The organism is Corynebacterium vitaeruminis DSM 20294 (assembly GCF_000550805.1).
Taxonomy (GTDB): domain Bacteria; phylum Actinomycetota; class Actinomycetes; order Mycobacteriales; family Mycobacteriaceae; genus Corynebacterium; species Corynebacterium vitaeruminis.
On sequence record NZ_CP004353.1, the window covers coordinates 1,308,054 to 1,323,550 of the forward strand.

The following is a 15,497-nucleotide window of genomic DNA, read 5'->3' on the forward strand; positions in this document are numbered from 1 at the left end:
CCGCGCGGGTGCGGGCAGGGCGCGGGTAGGGTGCGGGCAGGTGCCCGCGCGGCGGTGAGGTGCCGCGGAAGAGGGCCCGCCAAAAAGTGCTGGCAACTTCCGCGAATTCGGCGCACACTGGGAGTATGAGTTACTCACGCAGCGCCCAGCCTATCTACACGCCCAGCCCCGCCCGCTACGAGTCGATGCCGTACCGCAGCGTCGGGCACTCTGGCCTCTACCTGCCAGCCATCTCGCTCGGGTTCTGGCACAACTTCGGCGACGACAAGCCGATGCAGACCCAGCGGGAGATCGTCCGCTACGCCTTTGACCACGGCATCACCCACTTCGATCTGGCCAACAACTACGGCCCGCCCGAGGGCGCCGCGGAAAAGAACTTCGGCCGCATCTTCGCCGAGGACCTCTCCCGCCACCGCGACGAGATCGTCATCTCGTCCAAGGCGGGCTGGAACATGGGTGCCGGCCCCTACAGCTTCGGCGGCAGCCGCAAGTACCTCTTCGACTCCCTCGACGCCTCGCTAAAGCGCATGGGGCTCGATCACGTGGACATCTTCTACCACCACCGCCCGGACCCGGACACCCCGCTGCAGGAGACCATGCTGGCCTTGCGCGACATCGTCGCCTCCGGCCGCGCCCGCTACGTGGGCGTGTCCTCCTACGGCCCCGACCTCACCGCCGAGGCCGCCGACTTCATGGAGGAGGAGGGCTGCCCGCTGCTCATCCACCAGCCAAGCTACTCCATCCTCAACCGCTGGGTCGAGGAGCCGGGCGACGAGGGCGAGTCCCTGCTGCAGTCCTGCGCGAACAACGGCCTCGGCGTCATCGCGTTCTCGCCGCTGGCGCAGGGCCTGCTCACCGACCGCTACCTCGACGGCGTGCCGGAGGATTCCCGCGCCGCGGCGGGGAAGTCCTTCTCCCAGTCCATGCTGAGCGAGAAGAACCTCTCCATGGTCCGCGCGCTCAACGACGTGGCGGCCCGGCGCGGGCAGTCGCTCGCGCAGATGGCCATCGCCTGGGTCCTGCGCGAGCAGGGCGCCTACGGCGCGGAGACGGTCAGCTCGGCGCTCATCGGCGCCTCGTCGGTGGAGCAGCTGGCGCACAACCTCGGCGCGCTCGACAACCTGCAGTTCTCCACCGAGGAGCTCAACGAGATCGACCGCCTAGCCAGCGACGGCGGCATCAACCTCTGGGCCGGTGCCACCGAGTCGAAGAAGCACGACGAGGGCTAGCTTCCCTTAGGATGGGAAAACCCCGCGTACCGGCCGAAGTGCCTGTTCGCGGGGTATTTTTCGGGGCGTCACTAAGGATAAGTTTTTGGGTGGTTACTGGAAGATGAGCCGTAGGCACATGGAAACCATGATGCAGCCGATCGCGAAGTTGATCACCTTCCACACCTTCGGCCGCGAGAGCACGCCGGACAGCGCGGCCGCGCCGTAGCCGACCGACGGGAACCACATCATGGACGCCACGAGCGCCCCGCCCACGAAGTACCAGCGCCCGACCTCGCCGTGCTGGTTGGCCAGGCCACCGACCATAACGAGCGTGTCGATCCACGCCGCGGGGTTGAGCCACGTGAACGCCAGGGCCATCATGACCGGCTTCACCCAGGCCCTTTGCTGGACCGTGGTTGCTTTTCGCGTATCGACGGCCACGGCCGAGGTCCCGCCGGAAAGGGGTTGGCCCACGGGTTCTTGCTCGTCGATGACGAGCGCCTTGGTGTCCTTGGCGAAGGAATCGCGGAAGCACTGGAAGCCGAACCAGGCGAGGTAGGCGGCGCCGAGCCAGCGCATGATGACGAGCACCATCGGCGCCTGGCTGACGATCGCGCCGACACCCGCGGTGCCGCCGATCATGAGGACGATGTCGGAGAGCATGCACACCGTGATGATCGGGCCGATCCCTTGGCGCTTGATGCCTTGCTTAATGATCAGCGCGTTCTGCGGGCCGATCGCGAGGATGAGGGACAAGCCGAGGAGGAATCCGGAGAGTGCGATGTTCATACGAAAAGTGTGCACCCGCCGAATGATTAAGTAAAATGAAAGTTTTTCAAGGTGGTTTAGAATAGCTTCATGAACCCCGTTCACCTGCAGACTCTCCTCGCCATCGCCGACGAGGGAAGCTTCGAAATGGCCGCCTACGCCCTCGGCGTCTCGCCCTCCGCCGTGAGCCAGCGCATCAAGGCGCTGGAGAAATCCGCCGGGCGCGTGCTGCTTCGGCGCGAGACCCCGGTGACCGTCACCGAGGCTGGCGAGGTCCTCGTCCAGGCGGCCCGGCGCATGGCGCTCGTCGAGGCCGAGACCGAGAATCAGCTCCGCAAGGGGCTCGGCCACATCCCGCTGAGCGTCGGCGTCAACGCCGACTCCCTGTCCACCTGGTTCAAGGAGGTGCTGGCCACCGCGGCGGGCTGGGGTGACGCCACCCTGACGCTGCGAATCGAGGACGAGGCCCACACGCTCGATCTTTTGCGCAAGGGCGACGTCCTCGGCGCCGTCACCCGCGAGCAGGATCCCGTCAGCGGCTGCGAGGTCGTGCCGCTGGGATCCATGAACTACTATCCCGTGGCCGCCCCCTGGCTGCTCGACCGGTTTACCCGAAACGGCGAGGTCGACTGGGTTAACCTCCCCGTGCTCCGCTTCGGCCCTCGCGACGGCCTGCAGGACCAGGACCTCATCAGCCGCGTCGGGCACCAGATCCGGCAGCGACGGGTCTCCCAGGTCCCGTCCGCCGAGGCCTTCATGGAGGCCGCCCGCGTGGGGCTCGGCTGGGCGCTGTTGCCCGAGGCGCAGGCCAGCGCGCTGCTCGGGAGGGGAGAGGTCGTGCTTGTCGACGACCAGGTCCTCGAGGTACCGCTCTTCTGGCAGCGCTGGCGGCTGGAGTCCCCGGCGCTGGAGCGGCTCACCGAGGCCGTCGTGGGGGCGGCGCGGGTGCTACACCCGTAGATTGTTTGTTTGCGCTGGTCAGGTTGTACTATCAAGTCGTTTTGCTGCCCTTCCCTCACACGCAAGGATTCATCCCCCATGCCCGATCTTCGCCACGCCGCCAAAGTTGTCGGTGGCTCAGCCCAAAAGACTGCCAAGTCGGTGACAAAAACGTGGCGTTGGGTGATGCGTGTGACCATGGCATTGCTTCTCGGACTCGTGGTGGGAGCAGCGACCGTCATGTTTGGAGTAGTCCCCAAGGCGACGCTGTTCCAGACGGCTGAAACCACGAGCGACACGAAGGTTATTCAAGCAGTCGAACGCGAGGAGCAGGTTGTCCTCCTGAGCCTAGGTATTCAAGGTCTCAAGTCCGACCGAAAGCAATTGGAATCCCTGGGATTCTCCTTCCCATTTACAGATCGAACCGTGTACCTGCAGTATTCCTACCGGGCAAAGCTGGGGATCAATGGAAAAGACGTCAAGGTGGAGCAGGCAGGGGACAATAAGTACAAGGTAACCATCCCCAAGTTCATTTTTATCGGCCATTTGGACGAGCACTTCGAGCCAGCCATCGAAAACAACTCCGCTCTTAGCTGGCTCACGTCCAAAAAAGATCCCAGCGAAATGATCAACGAAATTCTCAACGAGGATGAAATCAATGCCCGGCTAGATGAAAACAACCAGGCGCTAAAAGACCAAGCGAATTCCTTCTACTCAGGCATTATTCATGGAGTGGAGCCTTCTGCAGAGATTGAGTTCGCCTACCGCTAGGCGTCGACAAGCAAAAGCAAACCCGCGCTTTTTCTGGCAGCTGCCAGGGCGCGGGTTTTCGCTATTGCTGCTGGGGGAGCGGGTTCTTCAAGCGCTCGGAGGCGGGCAGCGGCTCAGGGAGTGTGACTCCGTCGGCGAAGGGGGAGCCGCCGAGGCGCTCGCGGCCGTGCTCGGTGAATAGACCGGAGAGATCGGGGCCGAGCGGGACGATCTGCGTGGGGTTGATGTCGGTGTGGACCTTGTAATAGTGCTGCTTGATCTCGGTGAAGTCGCAGGTCTCGCCGAAGCCGGGGGTCTGGAACAGGTCGCGCAGGTAGCCCCACAGCGCGGGCATGTCCTGGATTCGGTTGCGGTTGCACTTGAAGTGGCCGTGGTAGACCGCGTCGAAGCGCACGAGCGTGGTGAACAGGTAGATGTCGGCCAGCGTGATGTGCTCGCCCACGAGGTAGCGGCGGGTAGCAAGGCGCTCCTCGAGGGTGTCGAGGGCGTTAAAAAGGCGATGGTAGGCGGCCTCGTAGGCCTCCTGCGTGCCCGCAAACCCGCAGCGGTAGACGCCGTTGTTGACCTCGGTGAAGATGTACTTGATCAGCGGGTCCATCTCCTCGCGCAGCTCAGCGGGGTAGAGGTCGGGCGCGCCGGGGCGCTCGTAGGCCTTCCACTGGTCGTTGAAGTCCTTGACGATGGTGGGGTAATCGTTGGTGACCACCTTGCCGGTTGCCTCCTCGACCAGCGCGGGCACGGTGATCCCGCGCGGGTAGTCGGGGAAGCGGGCGAAGTAGGCGTCCTGGAGGCGCGGGATCTTCAGCACCGGGTCGATGCCGCCCGGATCCAGATCGAAGGTCCACGAGCGCACGTCGTGGGTGGGGCCCGCCAGGCCAAGGGAGATAACCCCCTCGAGGCCTTTGAGGCGGCGGACGATAACGGCGCGGTGTGCCCAGGGGCAGGCGCGCGCGGCGACGAGGCGGTAGGCGTTCGGCGTCGCCGACCAGTGCCAGGTCCCGTCCGGTTGCTGCGTTGGCTTGTCGATATCCGCCACTATTCGATCGCCGATGTAGTTGGTGTCGCGGACGAATTCGCCGTCGGGGGAGGCATTCCTGGCGTCCCCGGCCCAGTCGGTGGTTTGCTTACTTGATTGATTCATGGGGCCCACCCTAGCAGAGAATTGTTGACGTTTCACATAAATTGGGTGGGTGCTGATCTTTCGCCTCGAAGGAATGTTCGAGGCGTGGGTAGTGTGCGGGCTACAATGAGCGCATTATGGCACGCAGGAAGAAGTCGTTGGGCGCGAGGGTGGCAACCGCCGTCATCATCGCGCTCGTGGTGGTGGGGGCGGCGCTCGGAGCCGCCGAGTGGAGCGCGAGGCACGAAAGCCCTGTGGTCATCTCGCCCACCGCCAGCGAGGACGCCGCACGCCTCGACCGGCTTGCCGTGCAAGCCTACGATCCGGCGGCGCCCGCCTACGATCGCTCCCAGTTCGGGCAGGCCTGGAGCGACGACGTGTCGGTCGAGGGCGGACACAACGGCTGCGACACCCGCAACGACATCCTGGCCCGCGACCTCACCGGCGTGACCTTCAAGCCCGGCACCCGGAACTGCGTGGTGCTCTCCGGGCACCTGTCGGATCCCTACACCGGCCAGGAGCTCGACTTCCAGCGCGGCCAGGGCACGAGCGAGCTGGTCCAGATCGACCACGTCGTCCCGCTGGCGGATGCCTGGTATGCGGGCGCCAGCCAGTGGAGCGTCGACAAGCGGCAAGACTTCGCCAACGACCCCAGCAACCTGCAAGCGACCACGAAGGAAGCCAACCAGGCAAAGAAGGCCAAGACCGCCGACGAGTGGCTGCCGAGCAACCAGGCGTACGAGTGCACCTACGCGCGGCGCATCATCGCCGTCAAGGACGGCTACGGGCTGGCTGTGACGCAGGGCGAAAAGCAGGCGCTGCGTGACGCGCTCGCGACCTGCGGGGAGTAGGAACGCAGGAAAACAGGTGTGAAACCCGTATTTTTGTGGGGCGCGCCGACGCGTGCAACCGGCAACTCCCCGCTCAGTGACCTACCCTTGGAATCATGAGCGAGAAGAACATGCCCGATCGCGCAAGCGACTTCGACGACATCCCCACCTATGCGCCAGGCGAGGAGAAAAAGGCCTCCGGCTCGGCGCAGGGCAACGCCACGGCCAACGCCTACTCCCGCGCAGGTCGCGTGGCGCCGCAGTCGATCACGCCCGACGCTGGCAAGAAGTCCGCGGACGCCGCAGCGGCCGCGAGCGGCGCCGCCGATGCCAAAAACGAGACCGAGGTGCTGCCCAAGCAGGCCGCCGAAAGCGAGGAGACCACCGTGCTGAGCAAGCAGGGCGGCTACTCCAACGACCACAACGCGCGCCTGGCCTCGGACGCGCCGACCTCCAACTACGACGACGATGACTTCGCCCCCCGCGGCGGATCCTCCGAGCCGACCACGGTCTTCACGGCCGAGCCCGCTCCGGCTCCGGCTTCGGTCCCTGCTTCCTCGCCGGAGCCGACCCGGGTGATCGACACCGGCGCGCCGGTGTACGCCTCCGCGCCGGAGCCCGCCCCGGCGGCAGCACCCGCCCCGCTCCCGGCCGAGCCGTTGAGCGCCGACGCGGCGCCGGTGGTGCAGGCCAAGCGCGGCACGATGGACTTCGGCCTGCTCATCCTGCGCGTGGCCGTCTCGGCGTACCTGCTGCTCGACTCGATCCGCGTGTTCTTCAACATGGGCGCTAACGGAGGCCTCAACCAGCTGGAGGAGGAGTTCTCCTCCTACGCCGCGCCGAACCTGCTGGCCATCGGCGTGCCCGCCATGGAGCTGGCCGCGGGCGTCTTCCTGCTGTTCGGCCTGCTCACGCCGGTCGCGGCGGCCGTGGGCACCGCCGCCACGACCTTCCTGCTGGGGCACTTCGTCTACACCGCCGACTCGCTGGCGATCTTCGACATGCCCGACAAGGTGTGGCTGGGCCTCTTGCTGTCCGTCGCCACGCTGACCCTGCAGTTCACCGGCCCGGGCTGGATCTCCTTCGACGTCAGCCGCAGCTGGGCCAAGCGCCCGCTGTACAGCTCGTGGATCTTCGCGCTGCTCTCCGTCGCGGGCGCCGTCGCCCTGTGGTGGTTCGGCGCCGGGCTCAACCCCTTGGCATAGGCTCCGCTCGCTTGCTGCAGCCCTGCTTTCCCGTTTCGGGAGGCAGGGCTTTTGCTTTGCTTGTCGACGGCTAAAGCCCCGCGCGCCCCGATGCCTACTTGGTTACGTGGCGCCTTGCTCACACCGCAGTGTCACGCGTGCGCAGGTGCGCGGATTCGGGCGCGACCATGACCGGACACCGCGCGTCTGTGGGGCTGCAGATCTGACCACCTGTACGTTCGCGGCGGCTCGGGGTATAGATGCGCGGATTCTGGCGGGGCCATAACCGGATACCGCGCGTCTGCGGGAGGATGGGGAAAGGCGAAAGCCCCGCCGCCGGCAGGGTAACCGGAAGCGGGGCTTGGGACGCTGAGACTATAACTAGTCGACCTGGCGCACGGCGCCCTTGTCGGCCGAGGTGGCCATCTTTGCGTAAGCGCGCAGTGCCTTGGACACCACGCGGTTGCGATTCGGGGTCCACGGGTGCTCGCTGGCCTCCATGGCGGCGCGGCGAGCCTCGATCTCCTCGTCCGGCAGGTCGAGGGTCAGGGTGCGCTTGGACACGGAGATGCTGATCGGGTCACCGTTGCGGATGAGCCCGATGAGACCGCCGTGCGCGGCCTCCGGCGAGATGTGGCCGATCGACAGGCCCGAGGTGCCGCCGGAGAAGCGGCCGTCGGTGATGAGCGCGCAGACCTTGCCCAGGCCAGCGCCCTTGAGGAAGGAGGTCGGGTGCAGCATCTCCTGCATGCCCGGGCCGCCAGCGGGGCCCTCGTAGCGGATGACCACGACCTCGCCGGGCTGCACCTCGTGCTTGAGGATGATGGACACTGCCTCTTCCTGGGAGTCGACCACGCGGGCCGGGCCGGTGAACTCCCACAGCTCCTCGTCCACGCCCGCGGTCTTGAGCACGGAGCCGTCGGGGGAGAGGTTGCCGCGCAGGACCACGAGGCCGCCGTCGGAGGAGTAGGCGTGCTCGGTGTCGTGGATGCAGCCGTTGATGGCGTCGGTGTCGAGGAAGTCCCAGCAGGTGGACTGGGAGAACGCCTCGGTGGTGCGCACGCCGCCCGGGGCGGCGTGGAACAGCTCGTCGGCCTTGTCGATGGCCTTGCCGCCGCGGATGTCCCAGTCGTTGAGCCAGCCGTCGAGGGTGTCGTAGGCGACGGTGTGGACGGACTCGTCGAGAAGCCCGGCGCGGCGCAGCTCGCCGAGGATGGCGGGGATACCGCCAGCGCGGTGGACGTCCTCGACGTGGTAGGTGCCGTTCGGGGCGACCTTGGAGATGCACGGGATCTTGTGCGAAAGCTCGTCGATGTCGGCCAGGGTGAAGTCGACCTCGCCCTCCTGGGCGGCGGCCAAGGTATGGAGGATCGTGTTGGTGGAACCACCCATGGCCATGTCGAGCGCCATGGCGTTGAGGAAGGCCTCCTTGGTAGCCACGCTGCGCGGCAGGACGGACTCGTCCTCCTCGCCGTAGTAGCGCTGGCACAGGTCGACGATGAGCTCGCCAGCCTGCTCGAACAGCGCCTTGCGGGCGGTGTGCGTGGCCAAGGTGGTGCCGTTGCCCGGCAGCGACAGGCCGAGCGCCTCGGTGAGGCAGTTCATGGAGTTGGCGGTGAACATGCCGGAGCAGGAACCGCAGGTCGGGCACGCGGACTGCTCGACCTTGAGCAGGTCGGAGTCGGAGACGGCCTCGTTGGCGGAGGCGGTGATGGCGGTGATGAGGTCAGTCGGGGCGTGGGCGACGCCGTCGACGGCGACGACCTTTCCGGCCTCCATCGGGCCGCCGGAGACGAACACCGTGGGGATGTTCAGGCGCATGGCCGCGTTGAGCATGCCGGGGGTGATCTTGTCACAGTTGGAGATGCACACCATGGCGTCGGCGGTGTGGGCGTTGACCATGTACTCGACCGAGTCGGCGATGATCTCGCGGGACGGCAGCGAGTAGAGCATGCCTGAGTGTCCCATGGCGATGCCGTCGTCGACGGCGATGGTGTTGAACTCCTTGGGGACGCCGCCCGCCTTGCGCACGGCATCGGCGACGATATCACCGACGTTCTTCAGGTGAACGTGGCCCGGAACGAACTGGGTGTAGGAGTTGACGATGGCGACGATCGGCTTGCCAAACTCGTTTTCCTTGGTGCCGGTGGCGCGCCACAGGGCGCGGGCACCGGAGGCGTTGCGGCCGACGGTGGTGACTTTGGAACGGAGCGGGAACATGGACTGGTCCGTCTTTCTTTGTGGAATAGCTAGAAAGTAAACGCCGCGGGGAGCGTCGAGGCTCCCCGCAGAAGGGCGCTTATACAAATAAATAGTACGCAGGTGTGGCGTACGCGTGAGGCCGCACGGTCGTCATCGCATGGGTGGGCGATTAAAGCCACGGGCCCCGAGCAGGAAAGCAAGGCTTCGTGCTTACCAGACTAGGCGCCCGGGTTCTCGCCCGTGGACTCGCCCTTCTCCGCCTGCATGGCCTCGTACTTCTCCTTGCTGATGAGCACCTCGTGGCCGTCCTTGTACACGATGCGCACCTTGTCGTCGGCCGCGGCAAGTCCCTGGCCTAGTGCGTCGGGGATCCGTCCCGCGGACGCGGCTTCGAGCCGGGGGAGCGAGTTGAACGTGACGCCGGGCAGGGAGAAGGTCTCCTTGGCCTTCGTCTGCGCGAACGCCCGCGAGCCGCGGAAGCCCACGCCGGCCAGATCCTCCCAGGCCGCATTCTTCGGCGAGGAGAAGGCGTAGGTGGTGTGGATGCCCGCGTCGTCGACGACGGTGCGCGAGCGTAGGACCCAGACGACGAAGAGGATCGGGAAGATGAGCAGCCAGAAGAGGTACTGCGGGGCCGCGCCGATGCCGATGAGGATGAACACCGTCATCACCGCCGCGCCGAGCAAGTGAGTGCGGTCGGGCTTGAACTCTTCTGTCACCGGCCCGACTGCTGCGGGTCGGGCATCGCCCTTTGTGGGATTAGTCGTACTCTCGGAGGCCTTGTTTTCGCTCATGAAGCTTCATAGTAGTTCAGGCACCGGCACGCGACGCGAACCCGCGCCCGCGAGGGCTACCCGGCGTTGGCCGAGGAGGTGGGCGCCCCGCTGCGCGACTGCCCCTGGGTGCTGGTGTTGCTGGGGGTAGGCTCCTGGCTGCTTTGGCGGTTCGCGCTCGCAGGCGCGGAGCTTGCGGGCGCCTGCTCGGAGTAGGTCTCCGACGGCGTGGACTCGGGCGTTTGCTCCGAGGTGGTCAGGGTCGGGGTCTCCTCCATCTGCGTCTCAGGGGCGGGCGGAAGCGTCGGAGAGGTGGCGGTCGGCTGCGTGGTGGCGGTCTTTGCCGGGGCGAGCCAGCCGTCCTGGCCGTTGTAGGAGTCGGCGGTCTGCAGGGTGAGCCCCTTGAACACGAGGAGCACGAAGAAGAGCAGCAGCAACACCGCCGTGGACACGCGTGTGCGCCCGCCCACGGTGAGAAGTCGCTTGAAGCCGTGGGGCTTCTCGTCCTCTTGTGCGAGGCCGTCTGCCTCGGGGTCGCTCACCGGCTCCAGCACGGTCGTTTGCGGGGCACCCGAGCTCGGGGAGTCGTTCTCGTCCTGGGGGCGAATGAAGTCGGTGGCGGAGTTCGTGCCGGCGTCGCTGGCGGCGGGGTCCTTGAGCTCCTCGGCCGCACCAGCGGGGGCGTCCTCGCCGCTTCCGGTGGCCGCCAATGACGTCGTTGCGGGCCACGCGCCCGTCGGCGTGGGATCCGCAGAAGGAGTACGAAGCCCCAACATCTGGTTGGCGTCTTGCATGTTGGTGAGCGTGCTCGCCACCGCGCCGGAAAGGGTCGGTGCGGATCCGTACTCCGCCCAGAATTCGTCGATAAGCGACGTGCGAATAGCACGTTCGACCTTCCACTGGCTGCCTGGCTTGACCTGGCACAAGAAGCGCATGCTCACGGTCCACGGCGAGCCGACGGTCGCGGGCGCGTCCACGTCCACGGACTCGTGCACGGTGAGCTCGCCGAGGACCTCCTGGGCCACGCCGTCGCGACGCAGCGCGCGCCGGGCCGCGTTTGTGGAGCGCTGGATCGCCTCCTGGATGGAGGAGGATCCCAGCAGCGGGATCGGCATGGTGACCACGGCGCGCGACCAATAGTTGGAGTTGTTGATCGACACGCCAGCCTTGGAGTTCGGGATGATCACCGTCTCCTCGGCGAGGGTGCGGATGCGCGTGGAGCGCATCGTGATCTGGATGACCGTGCCCTCGGCCGTCGTGGCGCCGCCCTCGAAGCGCACCCAGTCGCCCACGCCGTACTGCTTCTCGCTGAGAATAAAGAAGCCCGCGAGGAAGTCGGCGATGATGGATTGCGCGCCGAGGCCGATGGCGGCGGAGGCGGCGGTTGCCGGGATCGCCGCGCCCGCCAGCGAGAAGCCGAGTTTCTGGAGGATGAAGACGAAGATGATGAAGTACGCGATTACCTGCGCGATGTAGACGGCCACGCCCGCGAACGCGAGGTGGGTCTTCGACTCGTCGACGTGCTCGTCCGCGACCTGGCGCTCGACGATCCGCATGGCGATGCGGCCGAAGCGCGGCACGAGGAAGGCGAGCACGATGAGCAGCGCCAGAGAGAAGCCGGTGTTGATGAACCACGTCCACAGGCTCTGCAAGATATACGGCAATGGCATGTGCCCAAGGGTAGTAAGTTTGCCCCTTTGCCGGTTTTGCTTTGCTTTCCGACGGCCATGGCCCGCGCCTTCGGGCAACTCCCCGCGCGAGGGCGAAGTGGGCATTTCGGGCACCGAATCCCCGAAAGAAACACAATCCGGGGGTAATTGTGTATTCGCCCACAGCAGCGTGTACGATAATGACCCATGAACATTATTCGACTTGTGGTACTACCCGCGCGGCGCCTGCCGTAACGGCTCACCTCAAGTCGTGTCGTCAAGCGCCCTCGTCAGCACCACAAGTGCCTGAGCGGGGGTTTTTGTCGTCATGGATCATCCAGGTTTGTGAATCGATTGCCTCTCGCCCAGTAATCCTGGGGCGCGGGGCGGCCGATACAACTACAACTTCCTCGCCGCCGTCTCAGCGGCGAGGGGCCGACAACTCTTTTCAACCAAGGAGCACTGAAGTCGTGGCAGCTTCTCACCAGCCCACCCCCGCGACGGTTGCACAGCGCGCTCGTCAGGCGCAGCCAGAACGCATCACCGGCGCGCAGGCTATTGTCCGTTCACTTGAGGAACTGGGAACCGATCTCGTATTCGGCCTTCCCGGCGGCGCCGTCCTTCCGCTTTACGACGCCATCTACGCCTCCACCAAACTTCGCCACGTACTCGTCCGCCACGAGCAGGGCGCTGGACACGCCGCCACCGGTTACGCGCAGGCCACCGGCCGGGTCGGCGTGTGCATGGCCACCTCCGGCCCCGGCGCCACCAACCTGGTGACCCCGATCGCCGACGCATACCTGGACTCCGTCCCGATGGTGGCCATCACCGGCCAGGTCGGCCGCTCCCTGCTGGGCACCGACGCCTTCCAGGAGGCCGACATCCGCGGCATCACCATGCCGGTGACCAAGCACAACTTCATGGTCACCAGCCCGGAGCAGGTCCCGCAGGCGATCGCCGAGGCCTTCCACTTGGCCTCCACCGGCCGCCCCGGACCGGTCCTCGTGGACATCCCGAAGGACATCCAGAACGCGACGCTGGACTTCGTCTGGCCGCCGAAGATCGAGCTGCCGGGCTACCGTCCGGTCTCGACCCCGCACAACCGCCCGATCGAGCAGGCCATCAAGCTCATCGGCGAGTCCAAGCGCCCGGTCCTCTACATCGGCGGCGGCGTCATCAAGGCCAACGCCTCCGAGCAGCTGCTTCGCTTCGCCGAGGCCGCGGGCATCCCGGTCGTGACCACGCTCATGGCCCTAGGCACCTTCCCGGACTCCCACCCGCTCCACATGGGCATGCCGGGCATGCACGGCACCGTCCCCGCCGTCGGCGCGCTCCAGAAGTCCGACCTGCTCATCACCATCGGCGCCCGCTTCGATGACCGCGTCACCGGCGACACCGACAGCTTCGCTCCGAACGCAAAGGTGATCCACGCCGACATCGACCCGGCCGAGATCGGCAAGATCCGCGCCGTCGACGTCCCGATCGTGGGCGACGCCGCCGAGGTCCTCGCAGCCCTCTACGAGGTGTTTACCCAGAAGATCCCGGGCGGCATCGACATCAGCGCGTGGAAGGACTACCTGCGCGACCTCCAGGAGCGCTTCCCGCGCGGCTGGGAGGAGACCGACGACGGCATGCTGGAGCCGCAGCACGTCATCCGCGAGCTGGCCAAGGAGGTCGGCTCCGACGCGATCTACTGCGCGGGCGTGGGCCAGCACCAGATGTGGGCAGCGCAGTTCCTCGACTTCGAGAAGCCCCGCACCTGGCTGAACTCCGGCGGTGCCGGCACCATGGGCTACGCCATCCCGGCGGCCATGGGCGCCAAGGCTGGCTGCCCGGACAAAGAGGTCTGGGCGATCGACGGCGACGGCTGCTTCCAGATGACCAACCAGGAGCTGACCACCGCCGCGGTGGAGGGCTTCCCGATCAAGGTCGCGCTCATCAACAACGGCAACCTGGGCATGGTGCGCCAGTGGCAGACCCTGTTCTACGAGGGTCACTACTCCAACACCAAGCTGCGCGAGCACGGCGAGTACATGCCCGACTTCCTCAAGCTCTCCGAGGCTCAGGGCTGCGTGGCCATCCGCGTGACCAAGGAAGAGGAGATCGTCCCGGCCATCCGGAAGGCCCGCGAGATCAACGACCGCCCGGTGGTCATCGACTTCATCGTCGGCGAGGATGCCCAGGTGTGGCCGATGGTCGCTGCCGGCAACTCCAACTCCGAGATCCAGTACGCGCGCGGCCTGCGCCCGTTCTTCGAGTCCGAGCAGTCGGCGGGCGAGGAGCCAGACACGATCGACACCGTCATCGAGAAGGCCACCGAGACCTCCCTGGAAAACAACGCCTCCGCTCAGGGCAAGAAGTAGGAAAGGACGAGCAACAATGACTCAGCAAGAAATTTCCCGCCACATCTTGAGCGTGCTCGTCGAGGACATCGACGGCATCATCTCTCGCGTGTCCGCGATGTTCACCCGCCGCAGCTTCAACCTCGTCTCGCTGGTCTCCGGCAAGACCGAGACCAATGGCATCAACCGCATCACCATCGTGGTCGACGCCGACGAGGTCAACATCGAGCAGATCACCAAGCAGCTCAACAAGCTCATCCCGGTGCTCAAGGTCGTGCGTTTGGAGGAGGACACCACCATCGCGCGTGCGCTCATGCTGGTGAAGGTCTCCGCGGATGCCTCCAACCGCCCGCAGGTGGTCGACGCCGCGAACATCTTCCGCGCCCGCGTCGTGGACGTCGCCCCGGACTCCGTGGTCATCGAGGCTACCGGCACCAAGGGCAAGCTCACCGCGCTGCTCGAGGTGCTCGAGCCCTTCGGCATCCGCGAGCTCATTTCCTCTGGTCAGATCGCGCTCAACCGAGGTCCGAAGACCATGGCTCCCAGCAACCGTTAACAAATCTCACAAAATGAGATGATTTGTCTCATTTCTGTAATTTCTGTGCTAGAAATGTAATTGCACAGTTTTCTAGGAAAGGCTTTAATTCATGGCTATTGACGTCTACTACGACGCAGATGCAGACCTGTCCATCATCCAGGGCCGCAAGGTTGCCATCATCGGCTACGGCTCCCAGGGCCACGCTCACGCTATGAACCTGCGTGACTCCGGTGTCGAGGTCGTCATCGGCCTGCGCGAGGGCTCCAAGTCCGCCGAGAAGGCCAAGGAGGCCGGCTTCGAGGTCAAGAGCAACGCCGACGCCGCAGCGTGGGCGGATCTCATCATGATCCTGGCTCCCGATACCTCCCAGGCAAAGATCTTCTCCGAGGAGATCGAGCCGAACCTGAACCCGGGCGATGCACTGTTCTTCTCCCACGGCCTGAACATCCACTTCGACCTGATCAAGCCCGCCGCCGACATCACCGTCGCCATGGTTGCTCCTAAGGGCCCGGGCCACCTGGTCCGCCGCCAGTTCGTCGATGGCAAGGGCGTTCCGGCGCTCATCGCCGTCGAGCAGGACCCGCAGGGCAACGGCAAGGAGCTGGCTTTGTCCTACGCAGCCGCCATCGGTGGCGCTCGCGCAGGCGTCATCGCCACCACCTTCCGCGAGGAGACCGAGACCGACCTCTTCGGCGAGCAGGTCGTCCTGTGCGGTGGCCTCGAGTACCTGATGATGAACGGTTTTGAGACCCTGACCGAGGCTGGCTACGCTCCCGAGATGGCCTACTTCGAGGTTCTCCACGAGATGAAGCTGATCGTCGACCTCATCTGGGAGGGCGGCATCTCCAACATGAACTACTCCATCTCCGAGACCGCCGAGCTGGGTGGCTACCTCTCCGGCCCGCGCATCATCACCCCTGAGGTGAAGGAGAACATGAAGGCTGTCCTCGCCGACATCCAGAACGGCAACTTCGTCAAGGCCATGGTCGCCGACGTGGAGGCTGGCCAGCCTGAGCTCAAGCGCCTGCGCGCTGAGGTTGCTTCTCACCCGATCGAGGAGACCGGCGCCAAGCTTCGCGACATGATGAGCTGGGTCAAGCACGAAATCACCGAGACCGCCTAAGCTCTCGAACCTCGCGCGATAGCGCATTTTCAATTAGGCCCTCCGGC

13 protein-coding genes are annotated in these 15,497 nt (G+C 65.7%); 8 read left to right on the forward strand and 5 right to left on the reverse strand.

Annotated elements, in window-relative coordinates; genetic code table 11:
• The first annotated feature begins 125 nt into the window (after positions 1 to 125).
• Positions 126 to 1,229 (forward strand): aldo/keto reductase, encoded by a 1,104-nt coding sequence (locus tag B843_RS06075; RefSeq protein ID WP_025252628.1) that lies wholly within the window; start codon positions 126 to 128, stop codon positions 1,227 to 1,229.
• 93 nt (positions 1,230 to 1,322) lie between these two features.
• Here B843_RS06075 and B843_RS06080 read toward each other — a convergent pair whose 3' ends face one another.
• Positions 1,323 to 2,000: a LysE/ArgO family amino acid transporter gene (locus B843_RS06080; protein WP_025252629.1), complete on the reverse strand. Its 678-nt coding sequence runs from the start codon at positions 1,998 to 2,000 to the stop codon at positions 1,323 to 1,325.
• Between the two features lie 69 nt (positions 2,001 to 2,069).
• Here B843_RS06080 and B843_RS06085 point away from each other — a divergent pair, with 69 nt between their 5' ends.
• Together B843_RS06085 and B843_RS06090 are read left to right on the forward strand one after the other, a co-directional pair.
• On the forward strand, positions 2,070 to 2,939 hold the full coding sequence (locus tag B843_RS06085) for a LysR family transcriptional regulator ArgP (protein WP_025252630.1): 870 nt from the start codon (positions 2,070 to 2,072) through the stop codon (positions 2,937 to 2,939).
• A gap of 78 nt (positions 2,940 to 3,017) precedes the next feature.
• Positions 3,018 to 3,689, forward strand: a complete 672-nt coding sequence (locus B843_RS06090; RefSeq protein WP_025252631.1) for a hypothetical protein — start codon at positions 3,018 to 3,020, stop codon at positions 3,687 to 3,689.
• 61 nt (positions 3,690 to 3,750) lie between these two features.
• Here B843_RS06090 and B843_RS06095 read toward each other — a convergent pair whose 3' ends face one another.
• On the reverse strand, positions 3,751 to 4,830 hold the full coding sequence (locus B843_RS06095; RefSeq protein WP_025252632.1) for a glutathione S-transferase family protein: 1,080 nt from the start codon (positions 4,828 to 4,830) through the stop codon (positions 3,751 to 3,753).
• Positions 4,831 to 4,946: 116 nt separating this feature from the next.
• Here B843_RS06095 and B843_RS06100 point away from each other — a divergent pair, with 116 nt between their 5' ends.
• Complete coding sequence (locus tag B843_RS06100) at positions 4,947 to 5,660, forward strand: HNH endonuclease family protein (protein ID WP_025252633.1); 714 nt, start codon at positions 4,947 to 4,949, stop codon at positions 5,658 to 5,660.
• A 95-nt stretch (positions 5,661 to 5,755) separates the two neighbouring features.
• Complete coding sequence (locus B843_RS14185) at positions 5,756 to 6,844, forward strand: DoxX family protein (RefSeq protein WP_025252634.1); 1,089 nt, start codon at positions 5,756 to 5,758, stop codon at positions 6,842 to 6,844.
• A 360-nt stretch (positions 6,845 to 7,204) separates the two neighbouring features.
• Here B843_RS14185 and ilvD read toward each other — a convergent pair whose 3' ends face one another.
• From ilvD to B843_RS06120, 3 genes are all read right to left on the reverse strand, one after another.
• Positions 7,205 to 9,043, reverse strand: a complete 1,839-nt coding sequence (gene ilvD / locus B843_RS06110) for a dihydroxy-acid dehydratase (protein ID WP_025252635.1) — start codon at positions 9,041 to 9,043, stop codon at positions 7,205 to 7,207.
• A 200-nt stretch (positions 9,044 to 9,243) separates the two neighbouring features.
• Positions 9,244 to 9,819 carry a PH domain-containing protein gene (locus B843_RS06115; protein WP_025252636.1) on the reverse strand — a complete coding sequence of 192 codons (576 nt, stop codon included), beginning with the start codon at positions 9,817 to 9,819 and terminating at the stop codon, positions 9,244 to 9,246.
• Positions 9,820 to 9,875: 56 nt separating this feature from the next.
• Positions 9,876 to 11,468, reverse strand: coding sequence for a mechanosensitive ion channel domain-containing protein (locus B843_RS06120; protein WP_034650295.1), 1,593 nt, complete (start codon positions 11,466 to 11,468; stop codon positions 9,876 to 9,878).
• Between the two features lie 449 nt (positions 11,469 to 11,917).
• On the opposite strand from B843_RS06120, the gene B843_RS06125 reads away from it, so the two are divergent.
• The 3 genes from B843_RS06125 to ilvC all read left to right on the forward strand — a co-directional run bounded on the left by B843_RS06125 (position 11,918) and on the right by ilvC (position 15,450).
• Complete coding sequence (locus B843_RS06125; protein WP_025252638.1) at positions 11,918 to 13,810, forward strand: acetolactate synthase large subunit; 1,893 nt, start codon at positions 11,918 to 11,920, stop codon at positions 13,808 to 13,810.
• Positions 13,811 to 13,826: 16 nt separating this feature from the next.
• Positions 13,827 to 14,345: an acetolactate synthase small subunit gene (gene ilvN, locus B843_RS06130; protein WP_025252639.1), complete on the forward strand. Its 519-nt coding sequence runs from the start codon at positions 13,827 to 13,829 to the stop codon at positions 14,343 to 14,345.
• Between the two features lie 91 nt (positions 14,346 to 14,436).
• Positions 14,437 to 15,450: a ketol-acid reductoisomerase gene (gene ilvC, locus B843_RS06135; protein WP_025252640.1), complete on the forward strand. Its 1,014-nt coding sequence runs from the start codon at positions 14,437 to 14,439 to the stop codon at positions 15,448 to 15,450.
• Positions 15,451 to 15,497: the final 47 nt, after the last annotated feature.